This is a genomic window from Actinocrispum wychmicini (genome assembly GCF_004345645.1).
In the GTDB taxonomy this organism is placed as follows: Bacteria; Actinomycetota; Actinomycetes; order Mycobacteriales; family Pseudonocardiaceae; genus Kibdelosporangium; species Kibdelosporangium wychmicini.
On sequence record NZ_SLWS01000005.1, the window covers coordinates 642083 to 657510 of the forward strand.

Below are 15428 nucleotides of genomic sequence, written 5' to 3' on the forward strand. Positions count from 1 at the left end.
CAAGAGACGTGTCAGCGAACCACTTCCACGACGTCACCCACGGACAGCGTCCCGAAGTACTTCTGCGCGGCCGCCATCGACAGGTGGATGCAGCCGTGCGACTTCACACCCAGGCTGCCCTGGTGGAACGCGATGCCGGGGACGAAGAACACCGAGTACGGCATCGGCGCGTTGTCGAACTCCCGGCTGTGGTAGTCCTTGACCTTGGAAAGAACGTGGAACGTGCCCGTCGGCGTGGGGTATCCGGCCCGCCCGGACGTGATCTTCACCGGACCGTAGACGACCTGCCCGTTGTTCATCAGCCACGACTCGTTGGTGGACAACCGGATACACGCGCTGGCCGCGGCGCTGCACGGCGCGCTTGACGGCGCGGGCGGCGGTGGTGCGGGCTTGTCCGGAGTGGTTTTCGGTTTGTCCGGCGTCGTCTTCGGTGTCGTCTTGCTCGTCGGCGGCGGCGTGGTGGCGCTGCTGGTCTGCGGCGTCGTGGCTGCCGCGCTCGACGAAGTCGTCGTGGCCGTGCTGGTCGTGGCAGCGGATGTCGTGTTCTGCTGGCCGGCCGCTAAGCCGATGGCCTGCGGCTGCTGTTGTGATGAGCACGCGCTCAACACCGCGGTGGCGGCGACCGCCGCTCCGATGAGCAGCTTCCGAACTTGCATCCCGTCTCCCCTGACGCCGGTGTGGATCCCTCGTGCTCTTAAGACGACTCGTTATAGCGGCTGGTTGCGTCAGGCTGGGTCTCGGCAAGATCTCAGTCGTGTCACGCGAACTGTTTGGTCATCCAGTCCACATAGGCCGTGACGTCGGTGTATATGGACGGTCCGGTGCCGCAGTCCGAACTGCCGAAGCCGGATCTGCTGGCCACGCCCACCACCTGCCAGCCGTTCGTGGTCTGGACGACCTCGGGGCCACCAGAGTCGCCGTAGCACGCACCTCCGCCCGACGGGTTGTCCGTGCACAGCTCATGGGCGGGGTCGATCTCGTGGCAGTTGTTCGGACCGATCACGTGCGTGTCCAACTGCTGCAGGATCGGCGGCGAGGGGCAGGCACCCGGCTGCGGGCAGGTCTGGCCCCAGCCGAGCAGCCGCGTCGCCGTGCCCGCCGGGGGTGAACCGGCGATGAGGATCGGGGTGGCGTGCACCGGCGCCGTCAGCTTCAGCAGGGCGATGTCGTTGCCGGGGCGGACGCCGTCGAAATCGGGGTGGACCACGACGGCCGATATGGCGGAAACCTCGCCGCCGCGGGCCCGGTCATTGCTGCCGATGCGGGCCTTCGTGTCACCCGGCGGATTGTTCTGAACACAATGCGCTGCCGTGACCACCCATTCGGGGCGAACGAGCACGCCGCCGCAGAAATGATCTCCAGCCGGGTCCTGGACGGAAACCATGAAGAAATACGGCTGATCGGCGTCCTTTCCCCCCACGATCGGTACGGCCAAACAGGCGAGTCCGACAAGCAAAGAGCGCAGCACTCGGTCGAAACTACTGGGTCGGTCCGGACAGAGCGATCCGGCGGGCGAATGATGTGTCCGCCCGCCGGATCGCTGTCAGTGACTGAAGTTCACTTGATCGGGAAGTAACGTTAGCTGGCCGGTGGTGGAACGGGCAGCGGCAGCGGTTGACATTCCACATCCGCGGTCCGGCCCGGCTTCCGCGGTGGAAGTGTGCCCGTCGCCAGATAGTCGGCGATCTTGTTGTCGACACAGGCGTCGCCGCGCGGGGTGATCGCGTGGCTCGTGCCACCCGGCTCGGCGATCAACGACGCACTCGGGAACCGGCTGCGGGCCTCCAAGCTGCCCTCATACGGCGTGGCCGCGTCCAACGTCTCGTCGATCAACAACAGGCTGTTCAGGTTGCGGCTGCCGACGTTCACCGGCTTGCCCGCCTTGGCCGGCCAGAACACGCACGGCGCGTTGAACCAGGCGTTCTGCCAGGTGAAATACGGCGCCTTGGTGAACGTGATCCAGTTGTCCACCCGCCACTTGTTCCAGTTCGTCGGCCACTGCGCGTCCGTGCACTCCACGGCCAGGTACACCGCGTAGCCGTTGTCGTCGCCACGGCCGCCGAACTGCTCGAACAGCGTCTTCAGCGTCGCGCCGTCGCCCTTGTTGACCCAGTTGGCGAACGCGGACCCCAGCAACGTCCACCGCAGCTGGTAGTAGCCGGCCTGCTGGAAGATGTCGATCCACTCGTCCGGGCCGACCACGCCGGCAGCCGGGTTGTGGGCCAGCTTCAGCAGCTGCTCGTTGAACACGTTCTTCACCGCGGCCTGGGTCTTGCCCAGGTGGTAGACGTCGTCGTGGGACGCCACCCAGCCGAACCAGATGTTCAGGTTGCGGTCGAAACCGGGGTCCTGGGTCAGGTTGAAGCGGTACCAGACGTCCCGGACGTCGACGTTGCTGTCGAGGACCATCCGGCGCACCCGGTCAGGGTGCTGCGTCGCGTACACCTGCCCGAGGTACGTGCCGTACGAGTAGCCGTAGAAGTTCATCTTGTCCGCGCGCAGCGCGACCCGGATGCTCTCCATGTCCGCCACGGTGTCCGTGGTCTTCATGTTCGCCAGCAGGTCCGGGTCGTTCTTCGCGCGGCATGCCTCGGCGTAGCCCCTGGCCCGGTTGAGCCACGTCTGCTCGAGCTGCGGCGTGAACGGCACGTAGCTCGGCCGGTTGTAGTCCATGTAGTTGGGGTCGCAGGAGATCGCGGGCACACTGGAGCCGACCCCGCGCGGGTCGAAGCCGATCCAGTCGTACGCGTCCCCGGCGTGGTTGGGCACGCGCGGGCCGCGAGTGGACAGCAGCAGCCCGGAGCCGCCGGGGCCGCCCGGGTTGGTCAGCATGACGCCCTGGAAGGCGCTGTCCGGCGTCTTGTGCTTGACCCGCGAGACCGCCAGCTGGATCTTCTTGCCGTGAGGCCTGCGGTAGTCCATCGGAACCTGCAGGAAACCGCACTGCGCGCCGGCTGCCACCAGCGTCGGGTTCGTACACGGACCGAAGTCGATGGTGCCGGCCGGCGCGCCGGGTGCCGCGGTGGCGACCGGAGCGTTCAGGGCCGTTAACGCCAAGGCCGCGCTGGCGACCGTGGTGACAATCAGACGTTTCACCTAACCCACCTCTGTTGAACCAGAACAGGTGTGGCGAGATTAGGCGAGAAAACGTCACCGGAGACCCGACCAAAGTGGGGAATCGCCGGGCTTCACCTGACCTGGTTACGGCAGCGGCGGCAGTGTGTCGGAATCGTCGACTTCGTCCTTGCGGTCGAAATCGACCGTGGAGTACTCACGAAGCTTGGTCAGTCGGTGGAAACCATCGATCATGCGCACGGTTCCGGACTTCGAACGCATCACGATCGACTGGGTCGTGCACCCTCCGGCGCGATAGTGCACGCCGCGTAGCAGATCACCGTCGGTGATTCCGGTGGCACAGAAGAAAACGTTGTCCCCGGAAACGAGATCGTCGGTGGACAGAACACGGTCCAGGTCATGACCGGCGTCCAACGCCTTGGCGCGTTCGGCGTCGTCCCTCGGCCACAGCCGGGTCTGGATGGCGCCACCCATGCATTTCAACGCACACGCCGTGATGATTCCCTCCGGCGTGCCGCCGACGCCCAGCAGGATGTCGACACCCGTGTTCGGGCGAGCCGCGGAGATCGCGCCCGCGACGTCGCCGTCGGAGATGAAGTGGATCCGGGCGCCCGCGCGGCGCACCTCCTGCACCAACTGCCCGTGCCTGGGCCGGTCGAGGATGCACACGGTCACGTCCGACACGTCGCTGTGCTTGGCCTTCGCGACCCGGCGGATGTTCTCCGCGACCGGCGCGGTGATGTCCACCACATCGGCCGCCTCCGGGCCGACCGCCAGCTTCTCCATGTAGAACACGGCGGACGGGTCGAACATCGCGCCGCGCTCGGCGACCGCGAGCACCGCGATCGCGTTCGGCATCCCCTTGGCCATCAACGTGGTCCCGTCGATCGGGTCGACGGCCACATCACACGGCGGCCCGTTGCCGTCACCGACCTCCTCGCCGTTGAACAGCATCGGGGCCTCGTCCTTCTCACCCTCCCCGATCACCACGACACCCTGCATGGACACCGTGCCGATCAGCTTGCGCATGGCGTCGACGGCGGCCTGGTCACCACCGTTCTTGTCGCCCCGGCCCACCCACCGGCCGGCCGACATGGCCGCCGCCTCGGTCACCCGGACGAGTTCGAGGGCGAGGTTGCGGTCCGGTGCTTCCCGCCTGCTGGCCGTGGTTGAGGTCGTCGCGGTGTTCGAGGTCGTCATCTCGGCTCCCGTTCGTCATCGGCGAATCGATCCTCGCAGATCGGACCGGGGGTGCGGTAACGGCGCGTCACAACGGCTGCGACGATGACCCTGTGGCGTCCGAACGGCAGTCCCGCACCAAGCAGAGCGCACGGGACATGGTCCTGTCCCTGATCATCCTGCTGGTGATCGTCGGCGCCACCCTGTGGCTCAACCGCGGCTGCCAGTTCAGCCCCAACGGCCCGGCCGTGGACCCGTCCGCCCTGCCCAGCGTCGACGCGAGCAGAGAACTCTCATCAGCCGCGCGGCGTGTGGACTACCCCGTGCGGTCGCCCGCGGTGCCGGCAGGCTGGTACGCCAACTCGGCCAACACGGTGCCTGTCGGGACGGGCGCCGACGCCTCCACCGCCGTGCGTGTGGGATGGGTCACGCCCAATGGCACGTACCTGCGGCTGAGCCAGTCCAAGGCGCAGATCGAGCCCCTGGTCGTGCTGGAGGCCGGCGGTGGGGTGTCCGCGACCGCCAACGGAACCATGGACGTGGCCGGCACGAAATGGACGAAGTACCCCGGCAAGGGCGGCGAGCCCTCGTGGGTCACGTCGCTCGGCAACGTCCAGGTGCTGATCACCGGCAGTGGCAGCGAGGACGAATTCCGGGCCCTCGCCACCGCTGTGCAGGACGCGCGGCCCGTGACGCAATAGCTCTGCGGCTCATTCACCGCCTCGTCCGTGAGCGCCCTTCGCGGTGCACTCAGTCCTTGTCCTGCTCCGCGGCGGCCAGCACGGCTTCCACGCGCTCCCGGGCGCCCGCCAGATGCCGGTCGCAGATCTTCGCCAGCGCCTCGCCGCGTTCCCACAGCGCCAACGACTCCTCCAGGGACAGGCCGCCCGCCTCCAGCTTGGCCACCACGTCCGCCAGTTCGTCCCGCGCCTGCTCGTAGCCCAGTTGTCCGTCGGTCACTTGATCATGCTTCCGACCCGGACGATGGCAGTCGCCACCGCCTCGTCGTAACCGATGAACGCCTCGGCGAAATCCTGCCCGTCACGCTCGTGAATGGCTTCCTCGATCCGCTCTCTCGCCTGGGTTATCCGCACCCGCAGACGGGACCCGTCGCCGTACCACCACGCTGTGCCGGCGTAGATCGCCGTGGTGTCCGCCAGCTCACGCAGCCGCGCAGGCAACAGCCTGCGCCCCGGTGAGTCACATCCCCCGAGCAACGCCGCCCAACACTCGGCCGCGGCCGAGTCTGCCTGCTCGGCGCTTCGCCGCACCAACTCGGCACCCGCGGCCACCGCCGCGGCCGTCGTTGATGGGAGGAAGGCCGGCCTAGTCGCCACCGTCGTCTCCCCTCCCCGGTCCACCTGACCCTCGCTCTTCTCCGGACACGATCGCGTGCACGGCACCGTCGCCAACGCGGACCCGCAGCCGAGTACCGGGTGAGGCGTCGGTTACCGAACGTAGAACCCTGAGATTCTCATCCCGCGTGACGAATTGCACAACCGCGTATCCCCGGGCCAGGGTGGCGGCTGGACCGAGGGTCGTCAAGCGGGCTTTGGTCCCGTCAATCGAGGCCCGTTCGGCCCTGATCAGCGAAATGATCCCCCGACGGGTCCGCTCGCGGGCGAGGAGTACCTGCTCAGCGTGCCTTTCCAGGGGGCCGAGCGGATCAGCGAGCACCGGCCGGCTGCGCAGTTGGTCGAGCAACCGGCGTTCACGATCCACCCAGCCGTGTAGTGCCCGGCGGGCCCGGTCGCGCAGAGTCCGGACCCGTTGGCCTTCTTCGGCGACGTCCGGAACCACCCGTTTGCCGGCGTCCGTCGGCGTCGAGCACCTCAGGTCGGCGACGTGGTCCAGCAGCGGGGTGTCCGGCTCGTGCCCGATCGCGCTCACCACCGGCGTCCGGCAGTCGGCGACCGCGCGGCACAACGTCTCGTCCGAGAACGGCAGCAGGTCCTCCACGCTGCCGCCGCCGCGGGCGATCACGATCACGGCCACGGCCGGATCCCGGTCCAAAGCCGACAGTGCTTCCAGGATCTGCGGAACGGCCAAAGCCCCTTGTACGGCAACGTTCTCTACCCGAAACTGCACAGCGGGCCAGCGGGCGTGCGCGTTCACCAGGACGTCCCGCTCGGCCGCGGACGCCCGGCCGGTGATCAGCCCGACCGTGCCCGGCAGGAACGGCAGCCTGCGCTTGCGGGACCGCTCGAACAAGCCTTCAGCCGCGAGCAACCTCCGCAGCCGTTCGATCCGCGCGAGCAACTCGCCAATGCCGACCGCGCGGATTTCGTCAGCTCGGAGGCTCAGCGTGCCGCGATTCATGAAGAACGTCGGCCGCGCGTGCACGATGATCCGCGTGCCCTCGGACAGCGGCGGTTGGAACTCGCGCAGCATCACTGTCGGCGCCGTCACCGTCATCGACACGTCCGCCGCGGGGTCGCGCAGCGTGAGGAACGCCGTCTGGGTGCCTGGCCGCAGCGACAGTTGTGTGACCTGGCCCTCAACCCACACCGAGCCGAGCCGGCTGATCCACTCGTTGATCTTGCGGGCGACCGTGCGAACCGGCCACGGCTGCTCCGCAGTGGACGGTTGGGTCACTGCGAATCGGGCGGCGACGCGGCCGACACCGACGCGATGCGCCGGGTCAGCATGCCGATGAACGACGGCCGGGCCGCGTTGGCCTCCTCGTAGCGGAGCAGGTCCCGCAGCTCCTCCAGGGAGAACGTGCGCAGCCGGGCACGCAGCTGCGGCAGCGAGAGCTCGTCGTAGTTCGGCAGCCCGGCCGGCGGCGGCACCTCCTCGGCGTCCGCGATCGCCGACTCCTCCATCTCCCACGGGTCGGGCGCGCGGCCGTTGCTGTCCGGCCCGCTCACGTCATAGCGGTCGACATCCTCGTCGAACGTGGCCCACTCGGGATTCTCCTCGACCGGGCGCAACGCCGCCAACGCCTCGTCCCCCTTGATGGCCAGCGCCGTGATCTCCTGCTGCACCCGCATGGACAGCTGCATCGCTTGGCTGGCAACGGTTACCGGCAGTCCAACGAGCTTTTCGGGCAGTTCGCGCGCCCGCTCGATGGCGGTCGCGGCGATTCCGGCGGCGACCCGCAGGGGCAGCGGCAGAGGAGTCATGCGCATAGCCTGCCGTAGACCGCCGCCAATACCCAACTGGGACACATGTCACTTCGCCCGCCCCCGTACCCTGGGAGGCATGAGCGAGACGACCAAACGGGTGCTGCTGGCCAAACCGCGTGGTTACTGCGCTGGTGTGGACCGTGCGGTGATCACGGTGGAGAAAGCGCTCGACACGTACGGACCGCCGGTCTACGTGCGGAAGGAGATCGTGCACAACCGCCATGTGGTGGAGACCCTGCGCGAGCGTGGTGCGATCTTCGTGGACGAAACCGACGAGGTCCCCGAAGGCGCGCTGGTCGTGTTCTCCGCTCACGGCGTCTCACCCGAGGTGCACACCCAGGCCGCCACCCGTGGCCTGCGCACAATCGACGCGACGTGCCCATTGGTGACAAAGGTCCACATGGAAGCCAAGCGCTTCGCCCGCGACGACTACGACATCCTCCTGATCGGCCACCACGGCCACGAGGAAGTCGAAGGAACGGCCGGCGAAGCCCCCGACCACGTCCAACTCGTCGACACAGCCGAGGACGCGGCGACGGTCACAGTTCGCGATCCGTCCAAAGTGATCTGGCTGTCCCAAACCACCCTCTCGGTCGACGAGACCATGGAACGCGTCGACCAGCTGCGCGCCCGCTTCCCCATGCTCTCCGACCCACCCAGCGACGACATCTGCTACGCCACCCAGAACCGCCAGGTCGCGGTCAAAGCGATGGCCGCCGAGTGCGACCTGGTGATCGTGGTCGGCTCACAGAACTCGTCGAACTCCAAGCGCCTGGTCGAAGTCGCCCTCCAGGCCGGCGCCCGCGCCGCCCACCTGGTCGACTTCGCCCACGAGATCTGGGAGTCCTGGCTGGACGGGGTCACCACGGTCGGCGTCACCAGCGGCGCCTCAGTGCCCGACAACCTCGTGATGGACGTTCTGGCCTACCTCGCCGAGCGAGGCTGGGAAGACGTCCAGGAGATCACAACGGCCAACGAGAAGATCGCCTTCGCACTACCCCGCGAACTCCGCAAGGACCTCAACACAGCCTGAGAGCCGTGACGGCTGCCCGGCAGGGACCGCTGTTCGGGACTCGCCTGGGCGATCGGACGGCTGTTCGGGACTCGATTGTTTGGCTGCTTTGTCGCACGGGACTTGCCTGACTGGCTGTTCGGCCTTGCCGGTTGGCTGGCCTGGCTCCGTTTCGGTTGGTTCAACTTCCTTGGTCTTGCTTGGCGAAGGCCTGCCTTGGCCATCCTCTGACCGGCCGCGATGGACCTTTGGCGACGGCTGCTGAAGCGACTCCGGACTTCGTGGTTCTCAGCCAACGAAACCGGCTGTCGGGGCGACGGCGACGCGGAAGGTCTATTCCGGACTTACCTTGGGTGGTTTCCGGAATACCGACCGGAACCACCTGGGCCTGGCTCGTCGCGATCGAGGGCTATGTCGCTCGTCCTCAGTCGCGGTAGTCGTCCTCGCGGGGCCGGCGGCGCTGCGGAGAGCTGCCACGGGGCCTCCCGCCTTGCTCCCGGGGGCGCGGCGGGTTACGGCGAGGCTGGGCCTCACCGCGGTTGCCGCGATCACCTCGGTCGTCCCGGCCTTCCCGACCCGAACGCTGTGGGCGGTCGTCCTGGTCATCTCGGGCCGGGCGGCGTGGCGGCGGGCTTTGGTCGCGACGCTGGGCACGGTCGTCCCTCGGGCCACGCTCGTCTCGCTGGCCGCGTTCGCCTCTGGAACCACGATCACCCGCGGAACCGCGTTCGCCTCTAGCACCGCGTTCGCCAGCGGAGCCGCGTTCGCCCCTGGAGTTGCGTTCATCCCTTGAGCTGCGTTCGTCCCGTGGACCGCGCTCGTCTCGCCCACGGCGCTCGTCCCGGGAGCGTTGGTCGTCCCGGCTCGACCGCTGGGCGCGATCGTCACGGGCCGGTCGCCGCGGCGGGTCGTCATCCTCGCGGGATCGTTCACGACGCGGGCGGTCTTCGCCCGCCGCATCTAAGCGTCCCGCGCGACCGTTCGGGTCCCGCTGGATGAGTAGCCGGAGGACGCCGAGCAGGATCGTTCCCGCTGTGGCACCGGCCATCCAGGGGAAGCTGCTCGCCAGCGGTAGACCCACCTCGAAGATCAGCTTCTTCATGCCGGTCTCGGTACTGGTCCGCGCAGTCAGTTGTACCGGGATGAACGTCACCGCGAAGATCAGCGGTGGCTGCACCATCGGCCCGAACAGGTTTCGCCGCCGGACCGCCAACACCGCCACCACGCAGCCGGCCAGGAACAGCACCTGGTAGAGCCCTAGGGACGTCAAGCGGTCGTCGTCGGTCAGCCGATCCTTGTCCAGGATCGCGCCGGCCGCCGAGAGCACGAGGGCCAACAAGACGGCCGCCCACCAGGGCAACCCACGGCCTCGGCCGACGATGGGCCTTTCGTCCCATTCGACGTGCGCCGTGTCGGAATCAAGATCGCTGTCGCGATCGCGCGTGGCGGTCACGCTTCCACACGGTAGACGCTCCCGCTGTGGCAATGACCGACCAGCCGCCGCTAGTGAGCAGGTTTAGCCCGTTCGGTGTGATCCCGACCACTCAGCTGGCTCAATTCAGTTGTCGTGTTTCGGCCTGGTCACCTCCGCTGACCTCGTGAATTGCTTTCTCTGCACGTTTGGACGCCCGCAGGGCACCTGATTCATGCGCTGTCGACCACCGCCTCGTCCGCCAGGCTCGGGCCGCCCGCGTTGATCTCGTCCGCTCGTCGGATGGGTGCGACCGGAGTCGGGCTGGCCGCGGCGTCGGTGAGTGGGGTGACCGCCGCCCGGAAGCCCTCCAGGGCGTCCAGTTCCCGTCTTCGTGCCGACAGGAACCGCTGCAGGTGGGTGCTGGACAGGTTCACCGCGTCGATCGCCGCCCCGGCCAGCCGGTGCGCGTTGGCGGCCTGCGCCCGGACCACCTCCACGTCGGCGGCCAACGCCCGTTCCGTCGCCGCGAACAGCGCCCCGGCTGCGACCACCGCGAATCCCGTTGGCCCACACAGGAACACGCGTCGATCGAGTAGCCATCGCAGCAGGTTCGGATCGGTGTCCAACGCCGCGACGACCGCCGCGTCCGACGGGACGAACATGATCGTCCCGTAGATCGCGTCCGCCCATCGCTGGTAGCCCTTCGCGGCCAGTTCCGTTGCCCGTGAACGGATATTGCGGACGTGCACGCGTAGGGCGTCGAGCCGTTCCTCCGCGTTGTCCGTTTCCACGGCCTCGGCCCAGCACGCCATGCTCGCCTTGGCGTCGACCGGGACCCGGTGGCCCTCGCCGACGAGCAGCACCAGGTCAGGGCGGGCCGCGCCGCCGCCTGCCAGGTCTGTCTGCACGGTGAAGTGGATGCCCTCACGTAACCCGAGCGCCCTGGCCGTCTCGACGAGCACCTGCTCGCCAAGTTCGCCGCGGCCGGAGATGGACGCGAACGCCACCTCGTACCGCCGCAGCGCCGTGTGCTGCTCGTCGGAACGCGCGCGCTCGGTGGCGAGCTGCTGCATCGCCGCCTCTGTCCTGCGCATCCCGTCGGTGTAGAGCCGCCAGAGCGCGAACACCGCACCGATGAGCAGCAGTGCCAGTACCGCCACTGCCCAAGCCACTGGAAATCCCTTCTCAAGCTGGTTGTGATCATCATGACGCGGGGGACTGACAGTTCTGGTCGAGCTTTCGTGCCAGGCCCTGGTCGATCCGGGTGGGGACATCATGGCAAGGGGCACCGACAATTCCGGTGTTCGCCGCGCTGGCCGCGGGACACGCCGGGGGTGGTGCCGGGCTTTGTCGCGGCGGCGGAATAACTTGGTGGGCATGAGGCTGCTGCACACGTCCGACTGGCACGTGGGGCGGACCTTCCACGGCGCCGACCTGCTGGTCGAGCAGGAGTCGGTGCTCGGCGGCCTGGCGGACCTCGTCGCCGACGAACGCGTCGACGTCGTTGTGGTCGCGGGGGACATCTACGACCGCGCAGTGCCGTCCGCCGAAGCCGTGCAGGTGTGCGCGCGTGTGCTGGCACGTATCCGTGCGGCCGGCGCGCATCTGGTGATCACGCCGGGAAACCACGACTCGGCGCCCCGGCTCGGTGCGTTCGGCGAGTTCGCTGCCGCCGGTGGCCTCCATCTGCGGACTCGGATCCCGGACATCGACCGACCGGTCGTCCTGCACGACGAGCATGGCGAGGTCGTTCTGTACGGCATTCCGTATCTGGAGCCGGAAATCGCACGGCAATCGCTCGACATCGCCGAACGCGGTCACACCGACGTCCTCAGTGAGGCCATGCGCCGGATACGCGCAGACCTGTGCGCGCGGCCAGGCGCGCGGTCCGTTGTGCTCGCGCACGCGTTCGTCACAGGTGGCGAGCCGTGCGACTCCGAGCGGCCGATTGCCGTCGGCGGAGTCGAACAGGTTCCCGGGTCGACCTTCGACGACGTCGACTACGTCGCACTGGGGCACCTGCACGGCGCGCAACAGCTCGCCGACCACCTCAGATATTCGGGGAGTCCGCTCGCGTACTCGTTCTCCGAGGCCCGGCAGCACAAGTCGGTGTGGATCGTCGACCTGGACGCGGCGGGTTTGTCCACTGTGGAACGAAGGATGCTGCCGGTGCCGCGTCCGCTGGCGAAGATCACCGGGCGGCTGGACGACCTGCTGGTCGACCCCGATCACGACACTGTCCAGGACCACTACCTTTCCGTGACGCTCACCGACCGCGTGCGCCCTGTTGACGCGTTGCGTCGTCTGCAAGTCCGTTTTCCCCACGCGGTGCATATGGAATGGCAACCAGAGGGCGGGCGCGCTGGTGGTGCGGTGCGATACAGCGAGGCCGTGCGTGGCCGTTCGGACCATGAGGTCGCGTGCTGTTTCGTGACTGATGCGCGGGACGAACCGAACGAACGTGAGCGTGGTTGGCTCGCGGACGCGCTTGGTGCCGTCTACGCGGCGGAGGGCGAGAAATGAGGCTGCACAGCTTGGAAGTCGCCGCCTTCGGTCCCTACCCGGGACATGAGGCAGTGGACTTCGACATGCTCGGCGCGGACGGACTGTTCCTGCTGCACGGCGAAACCGGCGCAGGCAAGACGACCCTGCTCGACGCCATTGCTTTCGCGCTGTTCGGACGCGTACCTGGCGTGCGCAACGATGCGCGCAGGCTGCGGTGTGACTACGCGGACGACAACACGCTTACCGAGGTCAAGCTTGAACTCACAGTTCAGGGACACCGGTTGCTGATCGCGCGGAGTCCCGAGTACGAGCGGCCGAAGAGGCGCGGCGAGGGGACCACGAAACAGCAGGCCAAGGTCTCGCTCACGTGGGTCGGCGACCCGCCCAGCGGCTTCGAACGTGACGGTCTGCTCCGGATTGAAGAGGTCGCGCGCACGGTCGAGCGGCTGCTGGGGATGACGGCCGAGCAGTTCTTCCAGGTTGTCCTGTTGCCGCAAGGGGAGTTCGCACGGTTCCTGCGTGCGGAGACCACCGAACGGGAACGGTTGCTGGAAAAACTGTTCGGCACGGACCGGTTCGCCAAGGTTGAGGAGTGGTTCCGGGATCGCCGGACCGAGCGCGGCCGGGTGCTGGAAGGCCGGCGGGCGAACGCGATGCGTCTGGTGGCGAGGGTTGCCCAGGCGGCGGGCGAAGAGCCGCCGGAGGACCAGTCGGCGGACGACGAATGGCTTGGAGTGATCGCCGAACGTCTCGGCGCCGCCGAGTCCGACGCGCGAGAAAAGGCCAAGCTTGCAGGGGAAACAGCGGCCACAGCCGAGCAAGAGCTGAATCGCGGACGAGAATTGTCGGTGCGCGTCGGTAGGCTGCGAACCGCACAGGCCGAACTGGCCGAGTGCGACGATATGCGGCCACAACAGCAGGAGTGGATCGCCGAGCGGGCGAGCGCCCGGCGCGCAGTTCCTGTGGTGGTGGCCAACCGTGCGGCGGTTCAGGTGCGCGCCGAACTGGAACACGCCGAGAAGGCTTTGTCCGACGCGACGGACATGGCCAAACGAGCCGGTTTTCACCGGATGGAGGCGGAGGAGTCGTTGCTCCGCGAGGAATCCGCACGCCTGCGTGAGGAAGCAGGTGGGTTGGCCCAACTGATCGAGGAGGTGAAACACCAGAAGAAAGCACAGACCAGGCTGACCAGGCTGATCAACGCCGAATGGGACGCGGACGTCAAGGTCGACGACCTGGAGGCCGAGCTCATGGCGCTGCCGCAGCAGCTCAAGTCGGCGCACGAACGGCTCGCGCTCGCCAGAGAGGCAGCCGCGCGGCTCGACGGGCTGACTGCTCGCAGAACGGAGCTTGCCAACCGGATCGCCTTACGCCACAAGCTCGTGGACGCCGAGGTCGCGGTGACTCGGACGGAGAAAGGGCTGCTCTCGGCGGTCGACGCGCACCAGCAGGCGCGCGAACGGTCGCTGGCCTTCCGGGCCCGCCGGTTGGAAGGCATGGCCGCGGAGCTGGCGAGTCGGCTCACGGCTGGCGAGCCGTGCCCGGTGTGCGGCTCGGCCGAGCACCCAGACCGAGCCCGGGCTGTGCCTGGGGCGGTCAGCGAGGCTGAGGAGTCGGCCGCGTCCACTGCCGAGCAGGAGGCGCAGGCGATCCGAGCGGCGGCGGAACGCGCGCACCAGGCGGCCGTGTTGGACGTGGCCGGGCTGCGGGAGCGGCTTGGCACAACGTCGGCCGAGGACGAGACGGCCGAACTGTCCAGAGTGGACGAAGAGGCCGAGTCGGCGGCCGCGCTGGCGGCTGGGCGTGAGCCGGACATGGCGCGCGTCAGCGAGCTGGACGCGCGGACGGCGTCGATCTCCGGTCTGCTGTCCGCGGCCAAGCAAGAGCTGGTCAGCCTGCGTACCGAACGCGAACAACTCGGCAAAGTCGTCGAGGCGCGGGCCAAACGCCTGGACCCGGCGCGCGGTGAGTACCCGGACGTCCGGGCTCGTCGCGAACACTTGGTGGCGATGGCTGACGCGGTGACAGAGCTGCTGCACGCGCGCAGCGAGTGCAGTCGGCTGCAGTCACGGTTGGCTACGCAGGAAGCCGGGGTGCAGGCTGCGGCGATGGAGGCGGGCTTTGACGGGCTGGACTTTGCGCTGGACGCTGCCCGCGACGAGTTGCGCCTGGCCGACCTGGACCGGATGACCAGCGAGCTGGACAACCGGCGAGCCGCCGCGCGCGCCGTGCTTGCCGAGCCCGAACTGGCCGGTGTCGACGCCGACGCCGAGATCGACCTGGCGGGGCTGACGGCTGAGCTGGGCTCCGCACGCGAGGTTGCCGAGGCCGAGGTGGCCGTGTTGCGCGAGGTCGAACGCCGGTCGGCGGACGTGCGGGCACTGGCGATGCGGTTGCGCGCCGAATGGACCGCGCTCGAGCCGATGGAGGCAGAGCAGGCGGAGTTGGCTGCGCTGACCGACGTGGTGAACGGGCGTGGGCAGAACGCGCGCCGGATGTCGTTGCGCTCATACGTGCTGGCGGCACGCTTGGAGGAGGTCGCGGTCGCTGCCACCGCGCGGTTGAGCCGGATGAGCCAAGGCCGGTACTCGTTCGTGCACTCAGACGCGGCCGGGGCACACGGCACCCGAGGCGGACTCGGGCTGGACGTCCTGGACGACTACTCGGGAAAGGTGCGACCGGCCAAGACCCTCTCCGGTGGCGAATCCTTTCTGGCCTCCCTCGCGTTGGCACTGGGCCTGGCGGACGTCGTGGCAGCGGAAACCGGGGGAGCCCTGCTGGACACACTGTTCGTGGACGAGGGCTTCGGCACACTGGACGCGGACACCCTGGACGAGGTCATGGACACATTGGACGAGTTGCGAGCGGGTGGGCGCGTGGTCGGACTGGTGTCCCATGTGGAGGAACTACGGCAGCGGATCCCGGTGCGACTGCGGGTTCGGAAGGCTCGGGCCGGATCTCGACTCGAGATCGTCGCCTAGGCCGAATCGGCGAGATGGTCCAGTCTGATTCGACGACTGGGGCGGATGTGAAACAGGGTTCGCTGCGGCGGACTGGTCGGAGTACTCCCGGGGTTTGGCGGGAGAGAGGATGCGCTCGGTAGTTTGATCCGTCT

The 15428-nt window shown here is 68.2% G+C and carries 14 protein-coding genes; 4 read left to right on the forward strand and 10 right to left on the reverse strand.

The window, feature by feature from the left end:
- Positions 1-11: 11 nt before the first annotated feature.
- The 4 genes from EV192_RS24975 to glpX all read right to left on the reverse strand — a co-directional run bounded on the left by EV192_RS24975 (position 12) and on the right by glpX (position 4275).
- On the reverse strand, positions 12-656 hold the full coding sequence (locus EV192_RS24975; protein ID WP_132119343.1) for a L,D-transpeptidase: 645 nt from the start codon (positions 654-656) through the stop codon (positions 12-14).
- A 101-nt stretch (positions 657-757) separates the two neighbouring features.
- Positions 758-1420 (reverse strand): S1 family peptidase, encoded by a 663-nt coding sequence (locus EV192_RS24980; protein WP_243727051.1) that lies wholly within the window; start codon positions 1418-1420, stop codon positions 758-760.
- A gap of 158 nt (positions 1421-1578) precedes the next feature.
- The gene (locus EV192_RS24985; protein ID WP_132119345.1) at positions 1579-3096 is read right to left on the reverse strand and encodes an alpha/beta hydrolase; all 1518 of its coding nucleotides are present in this window, start codon (positions 3094-3096) and stop codon (positions 1579-1581) included.
- Between the two features lie 105 nt (positions 3097-3201).
- On the reverse strand, positions 3202-4275 hold the full coding sequence (glpX, locus tag EV192_RS24990) for a class II fructose-bisphosphatase (RefSeq protein WP_132119347.1): 1074 nt from the start codon (positions 4273-4275) through the stop codon (positions 3202-3204).
- A gap of 92 nt (positions 4276-4367) precedes the next feature.
- On the opposite strand from glpX, the gene EV192_RS24995 reads away from it, so the two are divergent.
- Positions 4368-4955: a DUF4245 domain-containing protein gene (locus tag EV192_RS24995; RefSeq protein ID WP_132119349.1), complete on the forward strand. Its 588-nt coding sequence runs from the start codon at positions 4368-4370 to the stop codon at positions 4953-4955.
- Between the two features lie 49 nt (positions 4956-5004).
- On the opposite strand, the gene EV192_RS25000 is transcribed toward EV192_RS24995, so the two are convergent.
- Genes EV192_RS25000 through EV192_RS25015 form a run of 4 tightly spaced genes read right to left on the reverse strand, consistent with a single transcriptional unit; the run spans position 5005 to position 7379 of the window.
- Complete coding sequence (locus EV192_RS25000; protein ID WP_132119351.1) at positions 5005-5214, reverse strand: exodeoxyribonuclease VII small subunit; 210 nt, start codon at positions 5212-5214, stop codon at positions 5005-5007.
- Positions 5211-5591 (reverse strand): sugar ABC transporter substrate-binding protein, encoded by a 381-nt coding sequence (locus EV192_RS25005; protein ID WP_132119353.1) that lies wholly within the window; start codon positions 5589-5591, stop codon positions 5211-5213. Before EV192_RS25005 ends, EV192_RS25000 begins: the two co-directional genes overlap by 4 nt.
- Positions 5581-6849 (reverse strand): exodeoxyribonuclease VII large subunit, encoded by a 1269-nt coding sequence (xseA, locus tag EV192_RS25010; protein ID WP_132119355.1) that lies wholly within the window; start codon positions 6847-6849, stop codon positions 5581-5583. Before xseA ends, EV192_RS25005 begins: the two co-directional genes overlap by 11 nt.
- Positions 6846-7379 (reverse strand): lipid droplet-associated protein, encoded by a 534-nt coding sequence (locus EV192_RS25015; protein WP_132119357.1) that lies wholly within the window; start codon positions 7377-7379, stop codon positions 6846-6848. The genes xseA and EV192_RS25015 overlap by 4 nt, the downstream gene beginning before the upstream one ends.
- 79 nt (positions 7380-7458) lie before the next feature.
- On the opposite strand from EV192_RS25015, the gene EV192_RS25020 reads away from it, so the two are divergent.
- Complete coding sequence (locus EV192_RS25020; protein ID WP_132119359.1) at positions 7459-8415, forward strand: 4-hydroxy-3-methylbut-2-enyl diphosphate reductase; 957 nt, start codon at positions 7459-7461, stop codon at positions 8413-8415.
- Positions 8416-8818: 403 nt separating this feature from the next.
- On the opposite strand, the gene EV192_RS25025 is transcribed toward EV192_RS25020, so the two are convergent.
- Complete coding sequence (locus EV192_RS25025) at positions 8819-9847, reverse strand: DUF6542 domain-containing protein (RefSeq protein WP_132119361.1); 1029 nt, start codon at positions 9845-9847, stop codon at positions 8819-8821.
- Positions 9848-10038: 191 nt separating this feature from the next.
- The gene (rmuC, locus tag EV192_RS25030) at positions 10039-10980 is read right to left on the reverse strand and encodes a DNA recombination protein RmuC (RefSeq protein WP_243727052.1); all 942 of its coding nucleotides are present in this window, start codon (positions 10978-10980) and stop codon (positions 10039-10041) included.
- A gap of 205 nt (positions 10981-11185) precedes the next feature.
- Here rmuC and EV192_RS25035 point away from each other — a divergent pair, with 205 nt between their 5' ends.
- Together EV192_RS25035 and EV192_RS25040 are read left to right on the forward strand one after the other, a co-directional pair.
- Positions 11186-12331 (forward strand): exonuclease SbcCD subunit D, encoded by a 1146-nt coding sequence (locus EV192_RS25035; RefSeq protein ID WP_132119363.1) that lies wholly within the window; start codon positions 11186-11188, stop codon positions 12329-12331.
- On the forward strand, positions 12328-15294 hold the full coding sequence (locus EV192_RS25040; protein WP_132119365.1) for an AAA family ATPase: 2967 nt from the start codon (positions 12328-12330) through the stop codon (positions 15292-15294). Before EV192_RS25035 ends, EV192_RS25040 begins: the two co-directional genes overlap by 4 nt.
- Positions 15295-15428: the final 134 nt, after the last annotated feature.